Raw genomic sequence first — 20,816 nt, 5'->3', positions numbered from 1 at the left:
TCGGTCCCGCCCTCAGCCCGGGCATTCCATTTCAAGGGTCCACTGCGGGCCGCCGCAAAGTCACGGTTCCGACCGGCACCACCGACCGCACTCCGCCGTGACCCGCCCCACCCGGCCGGCCGGGCTCGCCGCGCCGCGCGATCCCTGACCTGGGCGAACCACCCGTCGCCTGGCCGCGGGCCATTGTCTCGCCGGCGGGACAGGCGGTATCGCGTCACGTTCGGCGCGGCATCCCGTGATGAACAGATGCGTCCCCGGCCATCTCGTACTTACAGTGGGGCGCGCATCTGCTCGTCAATTCGGCCGATCGCCGGGGGACCGCGACAATGGATTTCAGCCTCTTCTACTTCGCCAACGACAGCGGAAACGCCGAGGAAAACCGGTATCGGCTGCTTCTCGACGGCGCGCGTTTCGCGGACGAACACGGTTTTCACGCCGTCTGGACGCCCGAGCGCCATTTCCACAATTTCGGCGGAACGTACCCGAACCCGTCGGTGACCAGCGCGGCGATCGCCGCCGTCACCAGCCGTGTCAAGATCCGCGCGGGCAGCGTCGTGGCCCCCCTGCACCACCCGTTGCGCATCGCCGAGGAGTGGTCGGTCGTCGACAACATCTCGAACGGCCGCGTCGGAGTCTCGTTCGCCTCCGGCTGGCACGCCACCGACTTCGCGCTGAACCCGTCGGCCTACGCCGACCGCCGCACCGAGATGTACGACCGCATCGAGCAGGTCCGGACGCTGTGGCGCGGCGAGCCCATCGAGGTCACCGACGGAACCGGCGCACCGGTGAAGGTCCGCTCGTTCCCGCCGCCCGTGCAGGAGGACCTGCCGGTGTGGGTCACCAGCGTCGGCGACGTCACCACGTTCCGCAGCGCGGGCCGCAACAGGGCGGGCCTGCTGACGCACCTGCTCGGGCAGTCCCCGGAGGAGCTGGCCGGCAAGATCGCCGAGTACCGCAAGGCCGCCTCCGAGGCGACCAACGGCGCGTGGAACGGGCACGTCGTCGTGATGGTGCACACGTTCCTCGGCGAGGACGACGAGACCGTGCGCGAGATCGTCAGGCCGTCACTGATGGACTACATGCGCAGCTCGTTGCGCCTCATCCTGTCCTCGGACGTCAGCACCGACCCGGCCGATCCCGACAGCCTCGACCAGGACGAGGTCGACTTCCTGGTGGAGCGGGCCTTCGACCACTACTTCGACAACGTCGGCCTGCTCGGTTCCGTCGACAAGGCGGCAGGGGTGGCCGCGAACCTCGCGGAGCTCGGCGTGGACGAGATCGCGTGCCTCATCGACTTCGGCCTGCCGACGGACGAGGTCCTCGGCGGCCTGACGCACCTCAACCGCCTGCGCGACGTCTGCCAGGAGCGCAACGCGGCGAGCTGAACCCGGTCAGGCGCCGTGCGGCCACGTCCAGGCCGTCGGCGACCTGACACACCACACGCCAGCGCGACAAGCGCGAGAACCGCATACGGCGGCACGAACCCCAGTCAGGCCGTGCGGTGCGCACTCGCCGAGGCGTAAAGGCACACCGCAGCGGCCGTGGCCAGGTTCAAGCTCTCGGCAGCCCCGTACAGCGGCACCTTCAGCGAGGTGTCGAGGGACGCCACCACGTCGTCGGGCAGGCCGTGGGCCTCGCTTCCGAACACCCACGCGGTGGGCTGCTTGAGGTCGCCCTTCACAGAGGCCTCGACGAGGTCCTCCTGCGCGTAGCCGTCGGCGGCCACGAGCCTGAGGCCGGCCCGGCGGCACGCGGCGAAAACCTCCGCTGCGTCCCGGGAACGCGCGATCGGCAGGTGGAAGAGCGAGCCGGTGGAGGCGCGCACGCACTTGCCGTTGTGCGGGTCGACCGTGTCGCCCGCGAAGATCACCGCATCGGCTCCTGCCGCGTCCGCCACGCGCGTGACGGTGCCCGCGTTGCCGGGGTCCGAGACGCCGTAGAGCACGGCGACGAGCCGCGGGCTTCCCCGCAGCGCTTGGTCGAGCGGCTGCGGGACGGCGTCGACGACCGCGATGAGGCCTTGCGGCGTCACGGTTTCCGACAGCGACTCGGCGGCCTTGTCGGTGACGTCGCTGATCCGCACACCTGCCTGCGCCGCGGTCTGGAGCAGCTCGGGGTTGCGGTCCGCCGCCGTCGCCGTGACGAACAGTTCGTGCACCACGCCGTTGCGCCAGGCGAGCGCTTCACGCACGGCCTGGGCGCCCTCGACGAGGAAGCGACCGGCCTTGTCACGGCCCTGGCGGCGTGTCAGGTGGCGAGCAGCAACGACCCGAGGCGTCCGTTCGGTGAACGGAGCTGCCTCGGGTCGGTAGCCGCGATCGTGCTGGCTCAGGCCTGGTCCCCGGCCGGAGCGTTCACGTCGGCCGGGAGCGCCGCGCGGGCGATCTCGACGAGGGCCGTGAAGGCGGTGGCGTCGGTGACGGCGAGGTCCGCGAGGATCTTGCGGTCGACCTCGACGCCGCCCAGGCGCAGCCCCTGGATGAGACGGTTGTAGGTCATGCCGTTCGCGCGGGCAGCGGCGTTGATCCGCTGGATCCACAGCTTGCGGAAGTCGCCCTTGCGCGCACGCCTGTCGCGGTACGCGTAGTTGAGCGAGTGGAGCACCTGCTCCTTGGCCTTGCGGTACAGCCTCGAGCGCTGGCCGCGGTAACCGCTCGCCAGCTCAAGAGTGGTACGACGCTTCTTCTGGGCGTTTACAGCCCGCTTGACGCGTGCCACGGGTCCATCCTGTCGATCTCAAGGGGGCGGGGTCGGGGCCCGCCCCGATTTGCTAGGGGGTCTAAGCGGTCAGAGACCGAGCAGCTTCTTCAAGCGCGGCGCGTCGCTGTCCGACACGACCGTGGTGCCGCTCATGCGACGGGTCACGCGGCTCGACTTCTTCTCCAGGCGGTGGCGCTTGCCGGTCTTACCCCGGACAATCTTGCCGCTGCCGGTGACCTTGACCCTCTTCGAGGTCCCGCTGTGCGTCTTGTTCTTCGGCATTTCCGTCCTCGTCTCGTGCTACCCACCGGGTCGGGGGCGGGGCATGCGTTCTACTCAGCGGCTTCGGTGGCGTCGTCACCCTCGACGACGTCGTCCTGGTCCTGCTTCACCGAACGCGGCTTGATGTTCTTGTGCGGCGCCAACACCATGATCATGTTGCGGCCGTCCTGCTTCGGGTTGGACTCCACGAAGCCGAGCTCCGCGACGTCCTCCGCCAACTTCTGCAGCAACCGGTAGCCGAGCTCGGGGCGCGACTGCTCTCGACCGCGGAACATGATGGTCACCTTGACCTTGTTCCCGTGCGAGAGGAAGCGGGCCACGTGGCCCTTCTTCGTCTGGTAGTCGTGCGGGTCGATCTTCGGCCGGAGCTTCTGCTCCTTGATCACAGTCAGCTGCTGGTTCCGACGAGACTCGCGAGCCTTCTGCGCCGTCTCGTACTTGAACTTGCCGTAGTCCATGAGCTTGCAGACCGGCGGTCGAGCCTGCGCGGCGACCTCGACGAGGTCCAGATCCGCTTCCTGCGCGAGTCGGAGCGCGTCCTCGATGCGAACGATCCCGACCTGCTCGCCGTTCGGCCCGACCAGTCGGACCTCAGGCACGCGGATGCGGTCGTTGATGCGCGGCTCGGTGCTCACAGGAGCACCTCGGTTCGAGGGACTTGTCATTCACGTCCTTTAAGACTCGTTTGCGCCAAAAACAAGAGCCCCGTCGTCGATGACGACAGGGCCCGCTTCCGACCGATCACATACCTTCTGCGCCGGACACCCGTGTGCCCTGACGTTCAGGAGGACCGGACCCGGCCACCTCTTGAGGCGGTGAACGCGGGTGGGAGCGGGGCTCCACTTGCCGCTCTCGCACTAACGAGAGCTGGTCGCGTCCGAAATACTAGCAGACCCGATGTCAACCCCCGAATCGCGGCCGTGTGACGTCGGCTTGCTTGAATGTCGGGGTGACCGATCCGCTTGAAGACAGTGTCCGCGACCTGGGTGATGTCCCCAGCATCGAGGTGATCAGCCGGGCGGCCGTGATGCTGCTGTCCGCCTCCGCCGAACGCCTCGGCCTGGCCGACCCGGACCCGGACAACTCGCCGCGCCGCGACCTGGACGAGGCGCGCCGCCTGATCACGGCCCTGGCCGGCCTGATCACCGCGTCCGGCGAGTACCTCGGCCCGCACGCCGCGCCGCTGAAGGACGGTCTGCAGTCGGTGCAGCGGGCGTTCCGCGAGGCCTCCGTCGTACCGGACGAGCCGGGCCAGGGTCCCGGCGAGAAGTACACCGGTCCCGTCTACTGATCCGCGCGCACCACGACGGGTTCCCACGGCTCTGCCCTGATCTGGAACACCGCGCTGGCCCGCTGCCCGGTCGCCGCCCTGAAGGTGATGGCGCTGCCGTTGTGCAGCGGGCCGAGCGCGAGGTGCTCGGCCGGGGGCTCGTCGTGCTGCGACAGGCCCAGCACCCTGCTGCCCGGCACCACGGACACCGTGAGCTGCTCGATGACCGCGGGCCCGCCGAAGTAGCTCAACCGGAACTCGTCGGGCGCGCCGGGCGTGATGGCGAACGTCGGCATGCCCCTCCGCATGCGTTCGGCGTTGAGGCTCTCCGTCAGCTCGTTCACCTGCTGCGTGGCCTGCTGGGCGGTGAGCTGCGCCTCGTCCGCGAGCATCCTGGACGCCTCGGCGGCTTCCTGCGCCTGCTTGGCCGCCTCCTGCGCCTGAGCGGCCACCTTCTTCACATCTTCCAGGGCCGTCTTGGCCTGCAACGCACTCGTCGCGGCCTGCTCGACGGCCTTGCGCGCCGCCTGCGCCTCGTCGTAGGCCTGCTTGGCCGCGTCCTGGGCGTTCTTGGCCTCTCGCGCCTGCCACAACGAGATGGCCACAGCACACATCGCCACGACGGCGGCGATCACCGAGAGCGCGATCATGCCCGCACCCCCAGCGCCGCGAGCTGACGTTTGGCCAGTTCCTCGATGACGTCGAGGTCGCCCGTCCGCCAGGCCACCGCGGGGTCGCCGTCGAACTTGGCGAGTTGCTTGGGCGTCAGGCTGGTAAGCGCTCTCAAAGCGAGCAGGTCCGGCTTGTCCCGGAGCTTCGCGGTGTTGGCGGCCTTCAGCGCGTACCGCAGCCGCACCGGCAGCCACGTGATCAACAGGAACAGGACCGGAACCACGACGAGGGCGGTCGCGAGCCAGAACGCGGTGTCCTGCACCACCCCGATCTGGGTGTTGCCGACCCCGATCAACGTCTCGCCGGCCTTGGTCCCGTTCCCGAGCGCCCCGGACAGGTCGTCGCCGACCAGCGGAACGTCCCGCGCCTTGCTGGCCGCGTTGGTGAAGACGTCGCGGATGTCGCCGCCAGCGTTGACCAGCCCGTCGCCGGGGGCTCTCAGTTCGAGGACCCAGTCGTGGGCCGTGGTGGCCACCCAGATCCAGATGGCCACCCACGCCACGGCGAGGAGGTCGGCGATCAGCTGACGCGTGAGCCTGCCCGGTCTGTCCGCGTACCACTTCATGGACCGGATGCTGCCACGTGACTTATCAGCCGTCGATGATCACATGCAGTCGGCGTAGCGGACCGGTCCGAGCGGCGGATTCGCCAGCCGGTACTCGTGGTCATCCGACACGAGCGGGCTTTCCGCACTGTCGATCAGCTCGTATTCGGCCCAGTAGACGCGCGACGCGATGACGAAGCTCTCGGTCGAGCCGGCCTCCAGGAAGAAGACGGCGTTCGACTCGCGAATCCGGCCGACTCTCTCCGTCAGCGCATCCCGCTCTGCCTGATCAGCCATCCTCACGTGCAACGACTGGACGTGCTTGCGAGTGGCGATCCAGTCCAGCCCCAGGAACGCGACATCGAGCACCCGGACCCTGAACGTGGGCGACGGATCGCCGCCCCTCGGAGGAAACCCGCGGAACAGCGCCCACGTGTGGCTGAGGCCGTAGCCGGCCAGGCTGAACTCCCGGTCGTCGCGGAGGTCCAGCCCGGCCCGGACGGGCCTCACTTCTTCTTGGGCTTCACCGGTACCCAATCGCCCGTCTTCCTGCTCGTTCGATAGAAGTCGATCTCATCGAGTTTCCCGAGTCTCTGGGCCTGCGCCAACTCCCACTCGGTGGCGTTCTTGCCGCCGGCCTTGATGTACTCGTTCGCGAGGTGCGCGGCCCTTTCGTATCCCTGCCCGGCGCCCGGAAGCCCGTCGAGCAGGAAGGAGACCTTCGAGCCCGAGCCGATGTTCTTGAGGGTGGCCGTGACCACTTCCTTCCACCCGCCCGTGCCCATCAGATGCGTCGCGCTGAGCTTTGCCGCGAACTCCTGGACTCCTCGACCGCTCCTCGGATCCTTTCCAAGTGCCAAGTGGTCAACAGGCACTCCGTCGGCGCCGCACGGGAGCGGCGTGACGCCGTCATCATCCTCGTTGTGGACGAGAACGTCGGCAACGGCAGCCTTTCCAGGACCACCAGCACCCACGTAGTAGGTGTGCAGTCCGTCAACCGTGAGGTTGTAGACGAGCCTGCCACCCGAGAACGTCCGGGTACCGGTGACCGTCGCCGGCTTGTTGTCCGCAGTCAGGAACCGATAGCCGGGCTTGAGGTCCTCGGTCCCCAGCCAACGCCCGAGATCCGGCACCCAGAACGGGTGCTCATCCGTCGCCGTGATCTTGCCGGTACCGGAATCCGACTTCACCTCGAGCTGGTAGACCGTCGAGTCCGTCAGGTACTGACGCACCTCGGTGATCTTGCGGGGCTCGGTCCTGCCGGTGGTCGGGTCGGTGGACAGGACCAGGTCGCCGTCGCGCAGATCCCGGATCAGCTTGCGTGATCCGTCCGCCATCAGCACCGGCGTGTCACCGGTGAAGCTGTTCCTCGCAAGAGGAATCGGGCAGCTCGCGCCGGCCTCGTTGCGCGCGTGCGCACCGGAGTCCTTCGCCTTGTCGTTGCCCCGCTTGCGATTCGGCCCGAACAGGCTGATCAGGTCACCGAGCCCGGGGATCTGGCTGTTGGCGAAGTCCGAGACCATCTGCTCGGCCGCGGCCTGGACGACCTCGACGCCGGGCTTGATGATCGTGGCCTTGATGGTGTCCCAGACCTTGTTGACGTCCTGGACGTTCTCGGCCACCGCCGCGACCATGCGGGCCGGCAGGTTCGCCGCGGAGGACACCAGGTCCTTCAGGGCGATCCGCGGCTTCAAGGCCGCTTGCAGGATCGGCATCGGGTTGTTCTTGACGGCGTGGGAGATCGCGGCCTTCGCACGGGCCGTGACCGCCTTCATGCGCGCCAGGCGTTCGGCTGCCGCACGGGCTGCCGCTGCTGCCTTGCGGGCCGCTGCTTGAGCTGCTTCGCGTGCCGCTGTCTTGGCCATGTCGGCTGCGTTGCGACGGGCCAGGCCCGCCACGTCGTCGCCGTACCTGCGCCCCGCACCGGCGACGTCGTCGCCGTACTTGCGCGCGGCACCGCCCACGTCGTCGCCGTACTTCCGCGCGGCACCCGCCACGTCGTCGCCGTACCTGCGCACGCCGCCGATCAGGTCGTCGCCGTACTTGGCCAGGTACTTGGCGCCCTTGGCGAGTTTGCCGAAGGGGACGAAGTTCGAGGCGGCCCAGAGGAAGTTGCCCAAGCTCGGCTCGCGGATGAAGTTCGCGATGTCGTTGTAGCCGGAGACTTCCTTGACGACCTCGAAGCCGACCTTGGCGACGGACTTCACGCCGTTCCAGACCGCGCCCCAGTTCGGCCAGTGGCCGTCGGGGTCGATCATGTCCAGCGGACGGCCGGCGCCGTAGGTGTAGCGGTTGAACAGAACCGAGGCACCCGAGGAAGCCGAAACCGAGTCGCGGGAAGCGAAAGCACCTGTCCCCGGCTGGTACCAGCGGGCACCCATGTTGACCTGACCGGTCTCCGAGTCCGTCCAGTCGCCCTGGTAGCCGACGGAACGCGCAGAACCGGTACGAGCGAGCTGCTTGCCGAACGGGTCGTACGCGGCCGAGTCCTGCATGCCGGGCTGGGCCGGGTCGAAGCCGCCGACCAGGTCGCCGTGCTTGTCCGTCAGGGCGAGACGCTTCTCCGTGCCGGACGAGATGGACAGCAGCTCACCGGAAGCACCGCGCCCGTAAAGGGAATCCGTGTCGGACACCGGGTCGATGTCCGTGCCGGCGTACACGAACTTCTTGGTGTTGCGGCTGACCACGCGGTCGAAGTCGTCGTAGCCGTAGGCGGTCTTGCCCACCGCGATGAGCCGGTCGAACGCGTCGAAGGAGAACTTCTCCTCGAACCCGGACGACGTGCGCGACAACATGGCCCCGGAAGGCGAGTACCGGTACGTGTAGTCGCTGTCCGCCAACAACCTGTTGCGCTGGTCGTAAGTAGCGGTCTTGTCTCCGGCCTTGACACGGTTGCCGGACGCGTCCCACTCGTAGGCGGTGGTGACTCCGCCGACCGTCCACGACTTCAGGCGGTTCGCGTAGTCGTACCCGTAGGTGTTGTCACCGGAACCGGCCAGACCGGTGGTCACCTTGCGGGTCAACCGGTCGTTGTTGTCGTACTCGTAAGCCAAGGACGAGACCACGGCCGACGAAGTGGCGTCCTTCATCACGTCGGACTTCATTCGCCCGAGAGCGTCGTAGTCCACTTCGCGGTTGCGGCTGCTGCCGTACTGGATGCGCGACAGCTGCCCGGCCGCGTTGTAGCTGAACACCTGGCCGGTACCGGTGATGCTGTCGGTGGCGGTGTGCAGGCGGCCCTTGTCGTAGGTGAACCGGGCGGTGCCGGACACGTCCGTGCGCGTCTTCATCCGGCCGAGCTCGTCGTACTCGAACGACGAGTCACCCGACGGGCCGTTCGCGGTCAGCATTCCGCTGCGGTCGTTGTAGGTGAAGACGTTCGTGCCGCCCGGCGCACCCGACGAGAGCAACCTGCCGGTCTCGTCGTAGCCCAGGTTCCGCTCGGCGGAGGCGGAGGCGACCCCGGTGCCGGCGCCGGTCTCCCGCTTGAGGCGGTTCAGGTTGTCGTACTGCCGTTCCCGCGTGACACCACCGGGAGCGACCATCTTCGCGACGCTGCCCGCCACGTCGTACGACGTCGTCCACGTCCGGTCCGCCGCGTTCGGGTGCGCGTCGGTCGACGGCTCGATCACGGACTCCGGCAGCGACCACGAGTTGTACGTCGTCACGAACTTGTTGCCGCGGCCGTCGGTGTAACGGGTCCGCGCACCGGCCGCGTCGTAACCGAACGAGGTCGTGATCGACTCGGTGTCCGACACCGGCTCGACCTGCTGGGTCATCCGGCCCAAGGCGTCGTAGGTGAACCGCGCGGCCTTGCCCATCGCGTCGGTCGCCGTCTCGACGTTGCCCGCCGCGTCGTGCGTGTACTTGGTGTTGCGCAGGATCGTGCCGGCACTGTCGAGGCTGAACTGGCCGTTCATCCGGCCGGCCGCGTCGTAGCGCACGAAACTGGTGCGCCCCATGGCGTCCTGCTGCCACACCTGACGCCCGGCACCGTCGTAGCCGAACTTCGTCGTCACGTTCGCCGGGTCGGTGGACGTGAGCCGCTGGCCGAGCGCGTCGTAGGTGAACCGGCTGACGTCGTTGTTCGGCGCGGTGGCCTTCACCAGGTCACCGGCGTCGTTGTACTCGAACGTCGTGGTGAACGCGGCCGCGACGGGCTTGCGCTCCAGCACCGACGACGTGACCTGACGGCCGAGGTCGTCGTAGGTCGACTCGGTCCGCGCGCCCGTCGGGTCGGTGGCCGAGAGCTGCTCGCCCTTGTGCGTGTAGGTGTACTTCCACACGCCACCGACCTCGGTCGGGTTGTCCGCCTTGGGATCCTGGCGCTCCACCATGCGGCCGAGCTGGTCGTAGCGGTACCGGGTGACGGCGCCGCGCGGGCTCGTCACCTCGACCGCGTTGCCCGCCGCGTCGTACTTCGTCGACGTCGACGCCTTGATCGGCGTGGTCGTGCCCGGTGCCACGTAGTCCGGCAGCTCCACCCGCACCGGGCGGCCGGTCTTGTCGTAGACCCGCTTGGTGATCTGGCCGTTCTCGTCCTTCGACTCGACCTCGTCGCCGAAGGTGTCGAAGCCGACGACGTTCTCCGGCCTGGTGCTGACCGGTGCGCCGCCGTTGGTCTCGACCGCCACGGCCGGCTGCTTCACCCGGACCTGGCGCTCCTGCTCGTCGTAGGAGAGCTCGGTGGTGAAGCCGCGCGGGTCGGTCTCCGCCACCATCAGGCCGCGCCGGTCGTACTGCCGCGAGGTGGTGAACGCCTGCGAGCCGAACTTCACGGCCTCGGTGAGCTGGTTGCCCGTGTCGTCGTAGGTGTAGTCGACGACCTCGCTCGTGGCGGCGTTCATCGTGCCGGTGCTGGAACCCTGACCGGACTTGACGATCTGCTTGACGAGACCGTTCTGGTCGTAGGAGTACAGCGTCGTGCGCGCCAGCTTGCCCGGATCGGCGACGATCTCCTCGACCTGGTTGTTGCGGTTGTACTTGTAGGTGGTGATCCGGTCACCGGTCTGCGGGTCACCGGGGGTCTTGCGGGTCAGCACGTTGCCCGCGGCGTCGAAGCTGTTCTCCTCCAGCAGCTTCGCGGACTTCGTGCCGTCCGGGTTGCGCACCTCGGCACGGGTACGGAACAGCAGGCCGTTCTGGTAGTAGTCGTACATCGTCTTGCGGCCCATGGCATCGGTCTGCCAGACCAACCGGCCGCCGAGGTCGTAGGTGTACGACTCCAGCACGAGCAGCTGCCCGTCGTCCGGAGTCTCGCCGGCACCGGCGCCACCGCTGATCGCCTTGCCGTGGAAGCCGCGCAGGCGCACCTCGGCGAGCTTGTTGCGGGCGGTGTAGGCGTACTCGACCTTGGTGCCCAACGGGTCCACCACGGACGTCCGGTTGCCGAAGACGTCGTAGGAGTACGAGGTCGTCGCGCCTTCGCCGTCGGTCACCGAGTTCTGCCGGCCGCGGTCGTCGTAGCCGTAGGCGATCGTCCGCGTCTCGTCGCCACCGGTCAGGTCGGCGATGTCGACCCGCTCCGGGAGGCCGTCGGCGTTGAACGTCGTCCTGGTGTGCCTGGTGTGCTTGACGCCCGTCACCGCGTTCGTGACGGCGGCGTCGGTCACCTCGATCGGCTTGTTCCGCGGGTCGTAGAGGTACTTCGTCTCCAGCCCGGCCGGGTAGGCGTCCGAGATCTGCCTCTCGCTGATCTTGCGGCCCAGCAGGTCGTACCGGAACTCGGTGACGATGCCCGCGGCACCTTCCGCGCGCGGCGGTTCGGTGACGGAGAACAGGTCGCCGTTCGGGTAGTAGCGGTAGGTCGTGATCTTGCCGCGACCGTCCTTGGTGGTCTTCAGCAGACCGGCGGGAACGCCGCCGCCCTCACCGGGATCGTTCAAAGCGGTGTAGGTGTGCACGACGGTCGAGCCGTCGGGCATGGTCTGCTTGGTCAGGTCGCCGCGCTCGTTGTACTCCGACGAGGTCAGGTACGTGTTGTCCGCGTCGTTCGCCGACCGCGCGTCCCGCGAGGTGAGCTGCTTGTCGATGCGCGGGTCGGTGTCGTTCACGTGGCCGGGAGCCGGCTTCTGGTACGTGAAGTACTCCGTGTCGCACTGCGTCGAGGTGCGGCACGTCTTGCGCGACAACACGTTGCCGCGGTCGTCGTGCCTGAGCTCGACCTGGTGGCCGTTCTCGTCGGTGATGACGTGCTGGAAGCCGCTCTCGTCGTAGTCGTACGAGCGGACGCCGACGCCCTGGACGGGACCGCCGATCCAGTTCGGGTTGTTGCCGGTCTTGCCACCGCAGTAGGTCGGGCTGCCGTCCGGGTTCGGCGCCGGGTTGCCCGTGCACGGCGGCGCCGCCGTCGGAGTCGTCGGCACGACTGAAGGATCTGGTCTGTCCTCCGGACGCACGCCGACGCCGAGAGGCGCGACGAACCTGATGATCCGGCCCTTGACCGGGTCGTAGTCGAAGAAGTGCGAGCGCTTGCCGGGGTCGGTGACCTCGACGGAGCGCACCATGTTCTTGACCGAACGGCCGGCCGCGTCCTTCTCCTCGTTGCCCGAGACCTGCGGCACGCCGAGCTTCCACGTGCCGCCGTTGTCGTCGGTGTACTCCGAGATGCGGTCGTTGACCGTGTCGTAGCTCAGCTGCGCGGCGACGCGGCCGGACGGCATGATCACCTTGGTCAGCTGGTCGGAGTGCCCGCGCTCGGCGTAGTGCGCCTTGACCGCCGACTCGCCCAGCGGGTGCTGGTAGAGCGCGACCTCGTCGATCGTGCCGTTGAAGAACTTCTTGCCCTCGCCCGGCCACCAGCCGTACGGCGCCCAGTCGGCAGGGCCGACGGCGTGCGCGGCACCGATCTGGCCGAAGTTCAGCCTGCTGTCGTCGATCTCGGCGCCGGTGATCTCGCCGACCTTGTTGCCGTCCAGGAACATCGTGGTGACCGCGAGCGAGCCGGTCAGCACGACGTGATGCCACTGGTCGTTGTTCACGGCGGTCGCGCTGGTGATCGGCGAGACGCGACCGTGCCAGAACTGGCCGCGCAGCTTGCCGTCCTTGTCCACGTACAGAACGGGAACGGCGCCTTCGGGGTTCTGGTCGAACGGCTTGTGCTGGAAGCCGATCAGCGGCCCGCCGGACGTGGTCCTGAACCACAGCTCGATGGAGAGGTCGCGGCTCTTCTTGATCGCGCCGTCGGGCAGCTTGACCATCGAGTTGGTGCCGTTGAACCCGGTGGCCGTGTCGGTGCTGCCGTCGTGCGGGCCCGCCACGCCGAGCTGGGTGTTGAGGTGCGCGCCGTTGTCCTTGGTCAGGTTGGTCGCGACCTGGCTGACCGCGGTGTCACCGCTCTTCTCCCCCAGCCGCCAGTAGGAGTCCGGCTTCGAGTCCAGCACGGCGGACCGGTAGTGCGAGCCGTTCGAGTACTCGTACTGGGTGCAGGCGCCGGTCGGGTCGCAGACCTTCCTCAGCTGGTCGCCGAAGTACTCGTAGGTCCACCTGATCGGCGTGCCACCGGCGACCGGCGCGTCGGTCCTGACCTCCTTGACGTGGGCGCCGGACCAGGTGAAGTACAGCGTGCGGTTGCTGGTGCGGTTGATCGCGCGCTTGAGCTGCCCGTTGACGCCGTAGTCGAACTCCACGAGCCGGCCGGCGTTGTCGTAGATCGTGATGATCTTGCCGTCTGACGGGCGGAACGTGTAGACGCTGTTGGACTTGTCGACCAGGACGTAGTTCTGCGCCGCTGTGGCGGTGTCCTGGTAGAAGGTCGCGAACCGGCCGGGCGGCGGGTCGAAGCTGCCGTCCTCGGCGTTGCGGCCGAACCGCACGGCCTGGCCGTCCGGGTAGGTCACGACGACGTTGCCCGTGCCGTCGTTGTCCGGCACGACCCGCATGTCGTAGCGCGTCGACCAGCCGGCGCCGAACGCCAGGTCCTTGCGCGGGTCGAGGCTGTTGTACGTGCGGGCGACCGTCAGCTCCGGCCCGGCCACGCCGATCGCCGAGTCGACGGCGCCGGTGGTGTAGTTGCCGATCTGCGGGTCGAAGTCGAGGTCACCCGCGCTGTACGGCGCACCGCCGAGGTGCGAGGTGATGTCCGGCTGCGGCACCGCGGTCATCAGCGCGCTGAACTGGAGCTTCTCGCTGCGGGCACCGGACGGGTCGATCGCGAAGGCGCGCCAGTAGTAGGTCTCGCTCCACTGCAGCTTCCAGTCCTTCGGCACGGTCCAGGTGCGCGACTTCGACCGCGGCGAGATCCGGCAGCCGACGTTGACCTCGCCGGTCTGCTCGTTCTTCTGGCAGATCTCGAACTCGTAGTCGATCGTCGTGTTCGGCGGCGCGTCCACGTCCACCGCGTCGGCCCACAGCTGCGGCGTGAGCACCGGCGAGGAGTGACCGGCCGGCGGGTACTGCGCCTTCACGATCGGCGGCAGCTCGAACACCGTCAACGACAGGCGAGCGGGCGGGATCTGCTCGTCGGTGAAGAAGGTGTTGTTGTGCACCATGCTGAAGTCGAGCAGGTAGTCACCCGGCTCCAGCTGGAACACCCGCGCGTCCAGCGTGACCGTCTCATTAGGACCGACGTTGCGCGGCAACTCGGCCGCCACACGGGCATCCTTCGGCTGACCGGTGTTCGTGAACGCGCGGTAGGAGAGCTTGTAGGCGCCCGGAGTCCAGGTCTGGCCGCTCTTGTTCGTCACGGCGATGCGGACGGTCGGCTTCGGCGCGTTGGGATCCGTCGGGTTGTCGCTGGTGCGGTGCACCGGAGGTTCCGGTATGCCGCGCTCGATGCGGTAGCCGGCGTCGTAAGGCGTGCTCGTCACGAACAGCTTCGGCGGGTTCGCCGTGCCCCTGCCCGCGAACTTCTTCCAGCCCGCCAGAGCCTTGACCGCGAACCCGTTGTTGGCGGACCGGCCCTTGACCCAGTCCTCCACCAGGGCACGGCCGCCCTCGCCGAGGTCGATCGCCTCCGGGCGGGGCGGGCAGGCCGAGTGCGACTGGCCCAGTCCGACGTAGCCGTACGCGAACGACGCGCCACCAAGTGCGCCACCGGTCGCCAGCACGGCCTTCGTGCTCTCGTCCCAGCTCTGGTTCACGCCGTGCACGCTGATCGGCTGCGGGCGGCACGACGGCGCGTCGAAGTTGTTCAGGTAGAGCTGGGCGGCGAACACCCGGTGGTTGGTGATCGCGCCGAGGTCGTACTTGAGGTAGGTGGTGTAACCGTTGCCGGACAACAGTTCGCTGCCCTTGATGGACGACGAGCCGTTGGTGGAGACGGCCGCGCTCGCGTTCGGGCCGGACACGGTCGGGTCGACGGCGATCGGGAACCTGCGCGCCCCGTCCCGGATCCAGGCCGCGTCGGCGGTCATCTTCAGCGCCTGGCCGCCGTTGTGCTGGACGACCTCGTAGGTGATCGCGGTCGACACCGCGCCGTCCGCGTCGATCATGTGACCGGCGGGGATGCGTGCCTTGACGTTGCCCGATCCGTCGGTGAGCACGACGTCGCCGTCGGCGGTCTTCGCCTGCATGCCCTTGAGCTGCAACGGGAAGAGCCAGCTCGCGGCTGCGTCCCTGTTCGCGAGCAGCAGCGTTTCCTTGGCACCGCCCGAGGTCACGTCGAGCTGCAGGTCGGTGTGCGCGGCGACGCCGGGGTAGGTGATCCGGCTGCCCTCCACGCGGGCCTGCGAGGCCGCGGCGCCGGCGAAACCGAACGCCATCTCGTGGTCGCCGGACAGGCGCATGCGCACGAACGGCGACTCCGACGCGGTGCCGTTGAAGCGGGTCTCGACCGAGTCGGCGGCGTTGCGCCAGCCAGTGCCGTCCTTGACGATCGTCGTGTCGATCGGCGCCCACGAGCCGTCCTGGCGCTGGTAGTTGACCGGCGCCTGCGAGTATTCGGTGGTCTCGGTGCCGTCGGTGTTGGTGAACGTGCGCGAGTTCGCGCTGCGCTTACCGGCGTCTTCCTTGCTCGTCTGAGCGTTGAAACCCTTGAAGCCGACCGGCGCGTCGACCTGCTGCGCCTTGTTCGGCGGCGGGGTCGCGGCGGCGGGGAAGTTCGGCTGGGCGTACTTCGCGAGCTCGGAGCGCGGCATCGCCCGGTTCGCCGGGGTGCTGCCCTCGGACTCGTGCGGCTGCCCTTCCGCGTTCCCCCAGGCCTGGTCCGGCGCCAGGTCGCTGGGGTTGATCGCGGATCCGCTGTTCCAGCCGGGAATCATGTGGATCGCGGACGGGCCGACGGTGCCGATCAGCAGCACCATGATCAGGCCGGTGATGGCCGTGACTCTGCCTTTTCGCGATTTCGGAAACAGCGTGCGCGCACGCTGAAAACGGCCCCTGGCCATGGTGAAACCCCCAGAACCCCAGTACCGACAACGGCAGGTGAAATCGCCGTCAACCCCAGTGCCGACGCTCTGAGCATCGTCAGGTCGCGGAGGAGCTGTCAAGAGCCGAAGGTTTGTCCGTCCATGTCCGGACAAACCCGGACAGTTCCCCCTCGATGGGCTCTGGCCATCCCCGCGGAGGCTGCGCTACGGTCCGCACGGCACCGCGGCACTGGGGCTGCGTTCGCGGATGCTGTCTGTCCACATTGAACGGACCTGGGGGCAAGTCGATGTCAACCACTTCCACACGCGTGCGCAGAACCGGCTTGAGTGCCGTTCTCACTGGCGCTCTGGGCATTTCCCTGGTCGTCGCACCCAGCGTCAACACCGCGTCCGCCGCGTCTTCACTCGTGTGCAACACGGCGGCGAACGTCATCGGTGTGACGCAGTCGGGCGAGCTGTTCACGTATCCGCACGAGGAGCCGGAGAACGGCAACTACGTGTGGGGCCCGAAGCAGACCGGCGTGGGCAGCGGCTGGCAGATCGGACGCACCCTCGCGGGCCCGGACGGCGTGGTCTACCACCTGGTCGGCAGCTCGGGTGAGCTGCGCAGGTTCCACCTCAACGGCCGGCAGTGGCTGACGCAGCCCGGTGGCGGGCAGTTCCGCTCGGTCGGCAGCGGCTGGGGCCGGTACTCCGAAGCCGCGCACCGCAACAAGGTGACGATCGACGAGAAGGGCCGGCTGTTCGAGATCAACGCGGACGGCCTGCTCAAGATGTTCGTCTGGGAGGGCGGCGACGACGGCTGGTGGTCGGCGGAGTCCGGCGGCGGCAAGATCCTCGACACCGGCTGGAACCAGTACAACCTGATCGTCGCGGCCGGTGACGGCGTGCTGTACGCGCGCAAGCCCGACGGCAGCCTGTACCGCTTCCGCTACGACCTGGCCGCCGACCAGTTCATCCAGTACGGCAAGCACGTCGGCAACGGCTGGGAGATGTTCAACCGGGTGTTCTCGGCCGGCGGCGACACCCTGTACGGCACGTGGCCCGGCCAGAACGGCCAGGGCCAGCTGCTCTGGTACCGCTACCTCGAGGACAGCGGCACCTGGGCGCCGGGCGACCCGGTCACCCATCTCGGCAAGGTCGTCGGCAACGGCTGGTACGGCGAGCTCGACGTCGTCGCCGACACCAACTCCTGCCGGCTGACCGGCTACCCGACCACGCCGCGCCCCGCCGTGCAGGCGAACTTCACCGCACCGGTGACGCTGGTCGAGGGCTCGGACAAGCTCGCGAACTACTTCTTCGTGAACGACCGGGGCGCGCTCTACCACGGCCACCAGCGCCGGGCCGACGACCTGCTGCTGGTCGACCACACGCCGTTGACCGGCTACGAGAAGTTCACCGGTACGCCCGCGGCCGGTCTGCAGGCGAGCAACAAGCTGGAAGTCCAGGCGCACAGCTACGACGACGCCGACGTTCGCGGCAAGACGCAGACGACCGTCAACGGCACGTGGGGCGCCGGTCTGGCCGCGCACCGCGGTCACCTGGCCGGAGACTCGGTGCTGGTCAAGGGAAGCGACGGCCTGCTGTCGTCGTTCGGTGTCGCCGAGGGCAAGCTCTGGTACCGCAAGCAGATCGCGGCGGACGGCGTCTTCCCGGCGTGGCGCTCGCTCGGCGGCGCCGACCTGACCTCCGACTTCACCGTGGTGCGCAACGGTGACTCGTTCGACGTCGTGGCCCGGCACACGGACAACTCGGTGCGCGCGGCCCGTCTCACCAACGGGGTTCTCGGCGACTGGAAGAACCTCGGCGGCACCGACGCCGTGGGCAGGCCGGCGGCCGTCCTGCACCCCGGCGACGGCACGCTGCAGGTGCTCGTTCGCAAGGCGGACAACAAGGTCTACACGCAAAAGCAGAACTCGGCCGGCTTCCCCGGCACGTGGACGATCATCGACGGCCTCACCACCGCCGGTGCCCCCGCCGCCGTCATGACGACCCGCGGCACGATCGAGGCCGTCGTGCGCGGCACCGACAACCTCGTCTACACCACCGGCCAGAACCAGCAGTACGGCAGCTTCCGCGCGTGGACCGTCCGCGACACCCACGAGGCCGCGACCGACGTGTCGACGACCGCGTGGAGCGACGGCTCGTGGCTGATCACGTGGCGTGACCCGATGGGCGAGCTCTACACGTACCTCGGCACCTACGGCTCGCTCAGCGCCGGCCGCATGACGGTCACCGACGCGGGGCCGACGTACCAGCAGCAGGGTTCGGCGGCCTCCGACGCCGGGCCGACCTACCAGGGTGGCAAGACCAAGTCCTGATTCCGGCTTCACCCGACCGTCCTCTGTGGATCGTTCCACAGAGGACGGTCCTGGCCATGCCTTTCAACTCATCCACTGGGGAAACACGTGAGAACAAGAACGATCGTGGCCGTGACAGCCGTCGCCGCCAGCCTGATCACACCGCTGGCCGCGACACCGGCCTCTGCCGATCCGGCACTGCAGTGCCAGACCGCCGCGCAGATCTTCGTCCGCAAGGGCGACACCGGCCTCGACCTGAAGGCGCACGAGGAACCCGAGATCGGCAACCCGGTCTGGGCTCCGAACCGCGGCATCGGCTTCGCGTGGGAAGGCCAGATGCGCACCGGCCCCGGCGGCCGCGTGTACACGATCACGCCGGGCGGTGAGATCCACAAGTTCCGCTGGAACGGCAACGGCTGGGACAACGGCGGCGTCCGCGACGTGATCGCGACCGGCTGGAACGGCTGGGGCGACGCGTTCGCCCGCAACCGCATGATGATCGACGCGAGGGGCGACTTCTACGGCTTCCCGTCGGACAAAGCCCTGCACTGGTGGCGTTTCGACGAGTCGAGTCGCAAGTGGACGGAACGGATCATCGACACCGGCTGGGGCGACCGGTTCGACATGATCTTCTCCGACGGCCCGGGCGGCATCTTCGCCCGCACGACCGACGGCAAGCTGTACCGCTACCAGTACGACGCGGAGAGCCAGCGCTTCGTCGAGTACGGGCGCCTGGTCGGAGGTTCCGGCTGGGGTCAGTTCACCGATGTCGCCTCGGTCGGTGGCGGCATCTTCTACGCCCTGAACGGCAGCAACGGTCAGGTGAAGTGGTACCGGTACCTCGGCGAGGGAAACTGGGCCACGGACGCGGGCAAGAACGTCGGCCTCGGCTGGCCGGCCGACTGGCTGATCGAGGGCGCGCCGGACGCGTGCCAGATCCTGAACTACACGCCCACGCCCCCGATTCCGGCGCTGTCCCCGAACGCCACCGCTCCCGTCGCGGCGTACCAGGGTGACGACAACCTGCTGAACTACTTCTTCGTCAACTCGTCCGGCCGCCTGACCCAGGGCCGGCAGCGGCACACCGGCGACCTGCTGCTGGTGGACCACCAGGACCTCACCGGCTACGACAAGTTCACCGGCGAGGTGGGCGTCGGCGTCTACGGCGACGGCAAGCTCGAGATCCAGGCCAACGGCTACGAGGACGCGTCCGTGCGCGGCCGTGGCCAGACCGCGAAGAACAGCGCGTCCTGGACCGCCGCGTTCGACGAGCTGGGCGGCCGGTTCGTCAGCGCGCCGGTGATCGTGAAGGACCGCGACAACCTGCTCGTGTCGTTCGCCGTCGACTCGTCCGGCGCCCTCTGGTACCGCCAGCAGCTGGTGCTGTGGGGTGCTCCGGTCGCTGGCAAGTTCGGTGCTTGGCGCTCGCTGGGCGGCTCGGGGCTCACCGCGGACTTCTCCGTGCTGCGCAACGGCGATTCCATCGACGTCATCGGCCGGTACACGGACGGTTCGGCGCGCGTCAGCAGGTTCAACGGCACGTCACTGGAAGCCGCTCGCAGCACCGGCGCTTCGGACGTCGTGGGCAGGCCCGCCGCCGTCGTGCACGCCGACGGCAAGGTGCAGGTGGTCGTCCGCCGTTCGGACAACAAGATCTACACCCAGCGCGAGCCGTTCGCGGGCTGGCAGCCGGTCGGCTCCCTGGTCGCGGCCGGCTCACCCGCGGCAGTGCTGACCGCTTCTGGCAGCCTGGAGCTGAGTGTCCGCGACACCAGCGGCCTGGTGAACACGACGGGTCAGTCGAACCCGGCGTTGCCGTTCCGCGCGTGGCAGGTCCAGGACTTCACCGAGGCGGGCACCGACACCACGATGATCAACCTGCGGGGTGGCGACATCCTGCTGACGTGGCGCGACCCGATGGGCGAGATCTACGCCTACCGCGGCTCGTTCGGTTCCGCGTCGGCGCGGTCGGCTGCTACCGGCCTGGTGTACACCGGCGGCAAGACGACGTCGTAGCTACTGGGTCAGCAGGCGGGCCCAGTGTTCGCCCGTCTGCTGACCGATCCAGTCGCCGTACAGCAGTGCCCACCGGCGACCGGGCTCGGCCCAGAACTCGTTGACCAAGGCCACAGCGTCTTCTTCGCTGTGGCCTTGGCGTTTCAGGGCCTCGGTGGTGTCGGCCATGACCTTCGCCTGCTCGTCGTTGCAGGCGTACCGGAAGTCGGCCTTCTCGGTGCTCAGCAACATCAACGGCTGACCGTCGTCCTCGAACCCGGTCACGGCAGGCGCGTCGTCGAACAAGGTGACGTGCGAGCTCACCGGAATGACGTCGTCGTACGGCTCGGAGATCGCGAACAGCGCCGTGGCCGGGCGATCAGCTGCCCTCAGGCATGCCCGCGCGTAGGCCAACGAGATGGCGAACAAGTCGGCCAGCTCGTCCTGGCGGGGGATTTCCAGGCTGTCGCCCTTCTCCGCGGCGGCGGCCAGAGAAGCCGGCAGGAGCACCTCGCCGGGCCGGATCGCGTGCAGCGCGGCCCGCATGCGGAAGTTGGCCTTCTCCGAGATCACCCGCGTGCCTCCGGAAACGGGAAGGGGCACGCCCCCGGACGGAGGCGTGCCCCAGCAAAGCACCTGCCGATCTCGGTGCGCGAGTCGAAGCGCCCAGACGGTCCGGCAGCCGGATCAGTCGACGACGGCCAGCGCGTCGATCTCCACCAGCAGACCGGCCGGCAGTCCCACGT

13 protein-coding genes are annotated in these 20,816 nt (G+C 68.5%); 4 read left to right on the top strand and 9 right to left on the bottom strand.

What is annotated here, in order from left to right; translation table 11 throughout:
* Positions 1 to 326: 326 nt before the first annotated feature.
* Positions 327 to 1,385, top strand: a complete 1,059-nt coding sequence (locus UK23_RS28335) for a MupA/Atu3671 family FMN-dependent luciferase-like monooxygenase (protein WP_045314709.1) — start codon at positions 327 to 329, stop codon at positions 1,383 to 1,385.
* 104 nt (positions 1,386 to 1,489) lie between these two features.
* On the opposite strand, the gene UK23_RS28330 is transcribed toward UK23_RS28335, so the two are convergent.
* The 4 genes from UK23_RS28330 to infC all read right to left on the bottom strand — a co-directional run bounded on the left by UK23_RS28330 (position 1,490) and on the right by infC (position 3,647).
* Positions 1,490 to 2,332, bottom strand: coding sequence for a TrmH family RNA methyltransferase (locus UK23_RS28330; RefSeq protein WP_082115041.1), 843 nt, complete (start codon positions 2,330 to 2,332; stop codon positions 1,490 to 1,492).
* Positions 2,329 to 2,718 (bottom strand): 50S ribosomal protein L20, encoded by a 390-nt coding sequence (gene rplT, locus UK23_RS28325; protein WP_045314707.1) that lies wholly within the window; start codon positions 2,716 to 2,718, stop codon positions 2,329 to 2,331. The genes UK23_RS28330 and rplT overlap by 4 nt, the downstream gene beginning before the upstream one ends.
* Before the next feature lie 69 nt (positions 2,719 to 2,787).
* On the bottom strand, positions 2,788 to 2,982 hold the full coding sequence (rpmI, locus tag UK23_RS28320; RefSeq protein ID WP_045314706.1) for a 50S ribosomal protein L35: 195 nt from the start codon (positions 2,980 to 2,982) through the stop codon (positions 2,788 to 2,790).
* A 50-nt stretch (positions 2,983 to 3,032) separates the two neighbouring features.
* On the bottom strand, positions 3,033 to 3,647 hold the full coding sequence (gene infC, locus UK23_RS28315; protein WP_045314705.1) for a translation initiation factor IF-3: 615 nt from the start codon (positions 3,645 to 3,647) through the stop codon (positions 3,033 to 3,035).
* A 284-nt stretch (positions 3,648 to 3,931) separates the two neighbouring features.
* On the opposite strand from infC, the gene UK23_RS28310 reads away from it, so the two are divergent.
* Positions 3,932 to 4,273, top strand: a complete 342-nt coding sequence (locus UK23_RS28310) for a DUF1844 domain-containing protein (RefSeq protein ID WP_045314704.1) — start codon at positions 3,932 to 3,934, stop codon at positions 4,271 to 4,273.
* Here the strand turns inward: UK23_RS28310 and UK23_RS28305 are convergent.
* The 4 genes from UK23_RS28305 to UK23_RS28290 are packed head-to-tail and all read right to left on the bottom strand — an operon-like array spanning position 4,267 to position 15,709.
* Complete coding sequence (locus tag UK23_RS28305; protein ID WP_045314703.1) at positions 4,267 to 4,902, bottom strand: hypothetical protein; 636 nt, start codon at positions 4,900 to 4,902, stop codon at positions 4,267 to 4,269. The genes UK23_RS28310 and UK23_RS28305 overlap by 7 nt on opposite strands.
* Positions 4,899 to 5,489 (bottom strand): hypothetical protein, encoded by a 591-nt coding sequence (locus UK23_RS28300; protein ID WP_045314702.1) that lies wholly within the window; start codon positions 5,487 to 5,489, stop codon positions 4,899 to 4,901. The genes UK23_RS28305 and UK23_RS28300 overlap by 4 nt, the downstream gene beginning before the upstream one ends.
* A 39-nt stretch (positions 5,490 to 5,528) precedes the next feature.
* Positions 5,529 to 5,978: a hypothetical protein gene (locus UK23_RS28295; protein ID WP_052685135.1), complete on the bottom strand. Its 450-nt coding sequence runs from the start codon at positions 5,976 to 5,978 to the stop codon at positions 5,529 to 5,531.
* Positions 5,975 to 15,709: an RHS repeat-associated core domain-containing protein gene (locus tag UK23_RS28290; RefSeq protein WP_052685134.1), complete on the bottom strand. Its 9,735-nt coding sequence runs from the start codon at positions 15,707 to 15,709 to the stop codon at positions 5,975 to 5,977. Before UK23_RS28290 ends, UK23_RS28295 begins: the two co-directional genes overlap by 4 nt.
* A gap of 389 nt (positions 15,710 to 16,098) precedes the next feature.
* Between UK23_RS28290 and UK23_RS49025 the strand changes: the two genes are divergently transcribed.
* Together UK23_RS49025 and UK23_RS28280 are read left to right on the top strand one after the other, a co-directional pair.
* Positions 16,099 to 18,096 (top strand): tachylectin-related carbohydrate-binding protein, encoded by a 1,998-nt coding sequence (locus UK23_RS49025; RefSeq protein WP_196777925.1) that lies wholly within the window; start codon positions 16,099 to 16,101, stop codon positions 18,094 to 18,096.
* A 111-nt stretch (positions 18,097 to 18,207) separates the two neighbouring features.
* Positions 18,208 to 20,091 (top strand): tachylectin-related carbohydrate-binding protein, encoded by a 1,884-nt coding sequence (locus tag UK23_RS28280; protein WP_156213444.1) that lies wholly within the window; start codon positions 18,208 to 18,210, stop codon positions 20,089 to 20,091.
* Here the strand turns inward: UK23_RS28280 and UK23_RS28275 are convergent, their stop codons facing one another.
* Positions 20,092 to 20,673, bottom strand: coding sequence for a hypothetical protein (locus UK23_RS28275; protein WP_156213443.1), 582 nt, complete (start codon positions 20,671 to 20,673; stop codon positions 20,092 to 20,094). It lies immediately after the preceding gene.
* Positions 20,674 to 20,816: the final 143 nt, after the last annotated feature.

The organism is Lentzea aerocolonigenes (assembly GCF_000955955.1).
GTDB classification, from domain to species: Bacteria; Actinomycetota; Actinomycetes; order Mycobacteriales; family Pseudonocardiaceae; genus Lentzea; species Lentzea aerocolonigenes_A.
Note: the sequence above shows the minus strand (reverse complement) of the source record. Positions and strands in the feature narration are given on the sequence as shown.

Bases quoted from the DNA above. Each gene is read 5' to 3' on its own strand.
- UK23_RS28335 (WP_045314709.1), top strand. From the start codon at position 327: ATGGATTTCAGCCTCTTCTACTTCGCCAACGACAGCGGAAACGCCGAG.
- rpmI (WP_045314706.1), bottom strand. From the start codon at position 2,982: ATGCCGAAGAACAAGACGCACAGCGGGACCTCGAAGAGGGTCAAGGTC.
- infC (WP_045314705.1), bottom strand. From the start codon at position 3,647: ATGACAAGTCCCTCGAACCGAGGTGCTCCTGTGAGCACCGAGCCGCGC.
- UK23_RS28305 (WP_045314703.1), bottom strand. From the start codon at position 4,902: ATGATCGCGCTCTCGGTGATCGCCGCCGTCGTGGCGATGTGTGCTGTG.
- UK23_RS28300 (WP_045314702.1), bottom strand. From the start codon at position 5,489: ATGAAGTGGTACGCGGACAGACCGGGCAGGCTCACGCGTCAGCTGATC.
- UK23_RS28290 (WP_052685134.1), bottom strand. From the start codon at position 15,709: ATGGTGCTGCTGATCGGCACCGTCGGCCCGTCCGCGATCCACATGATT.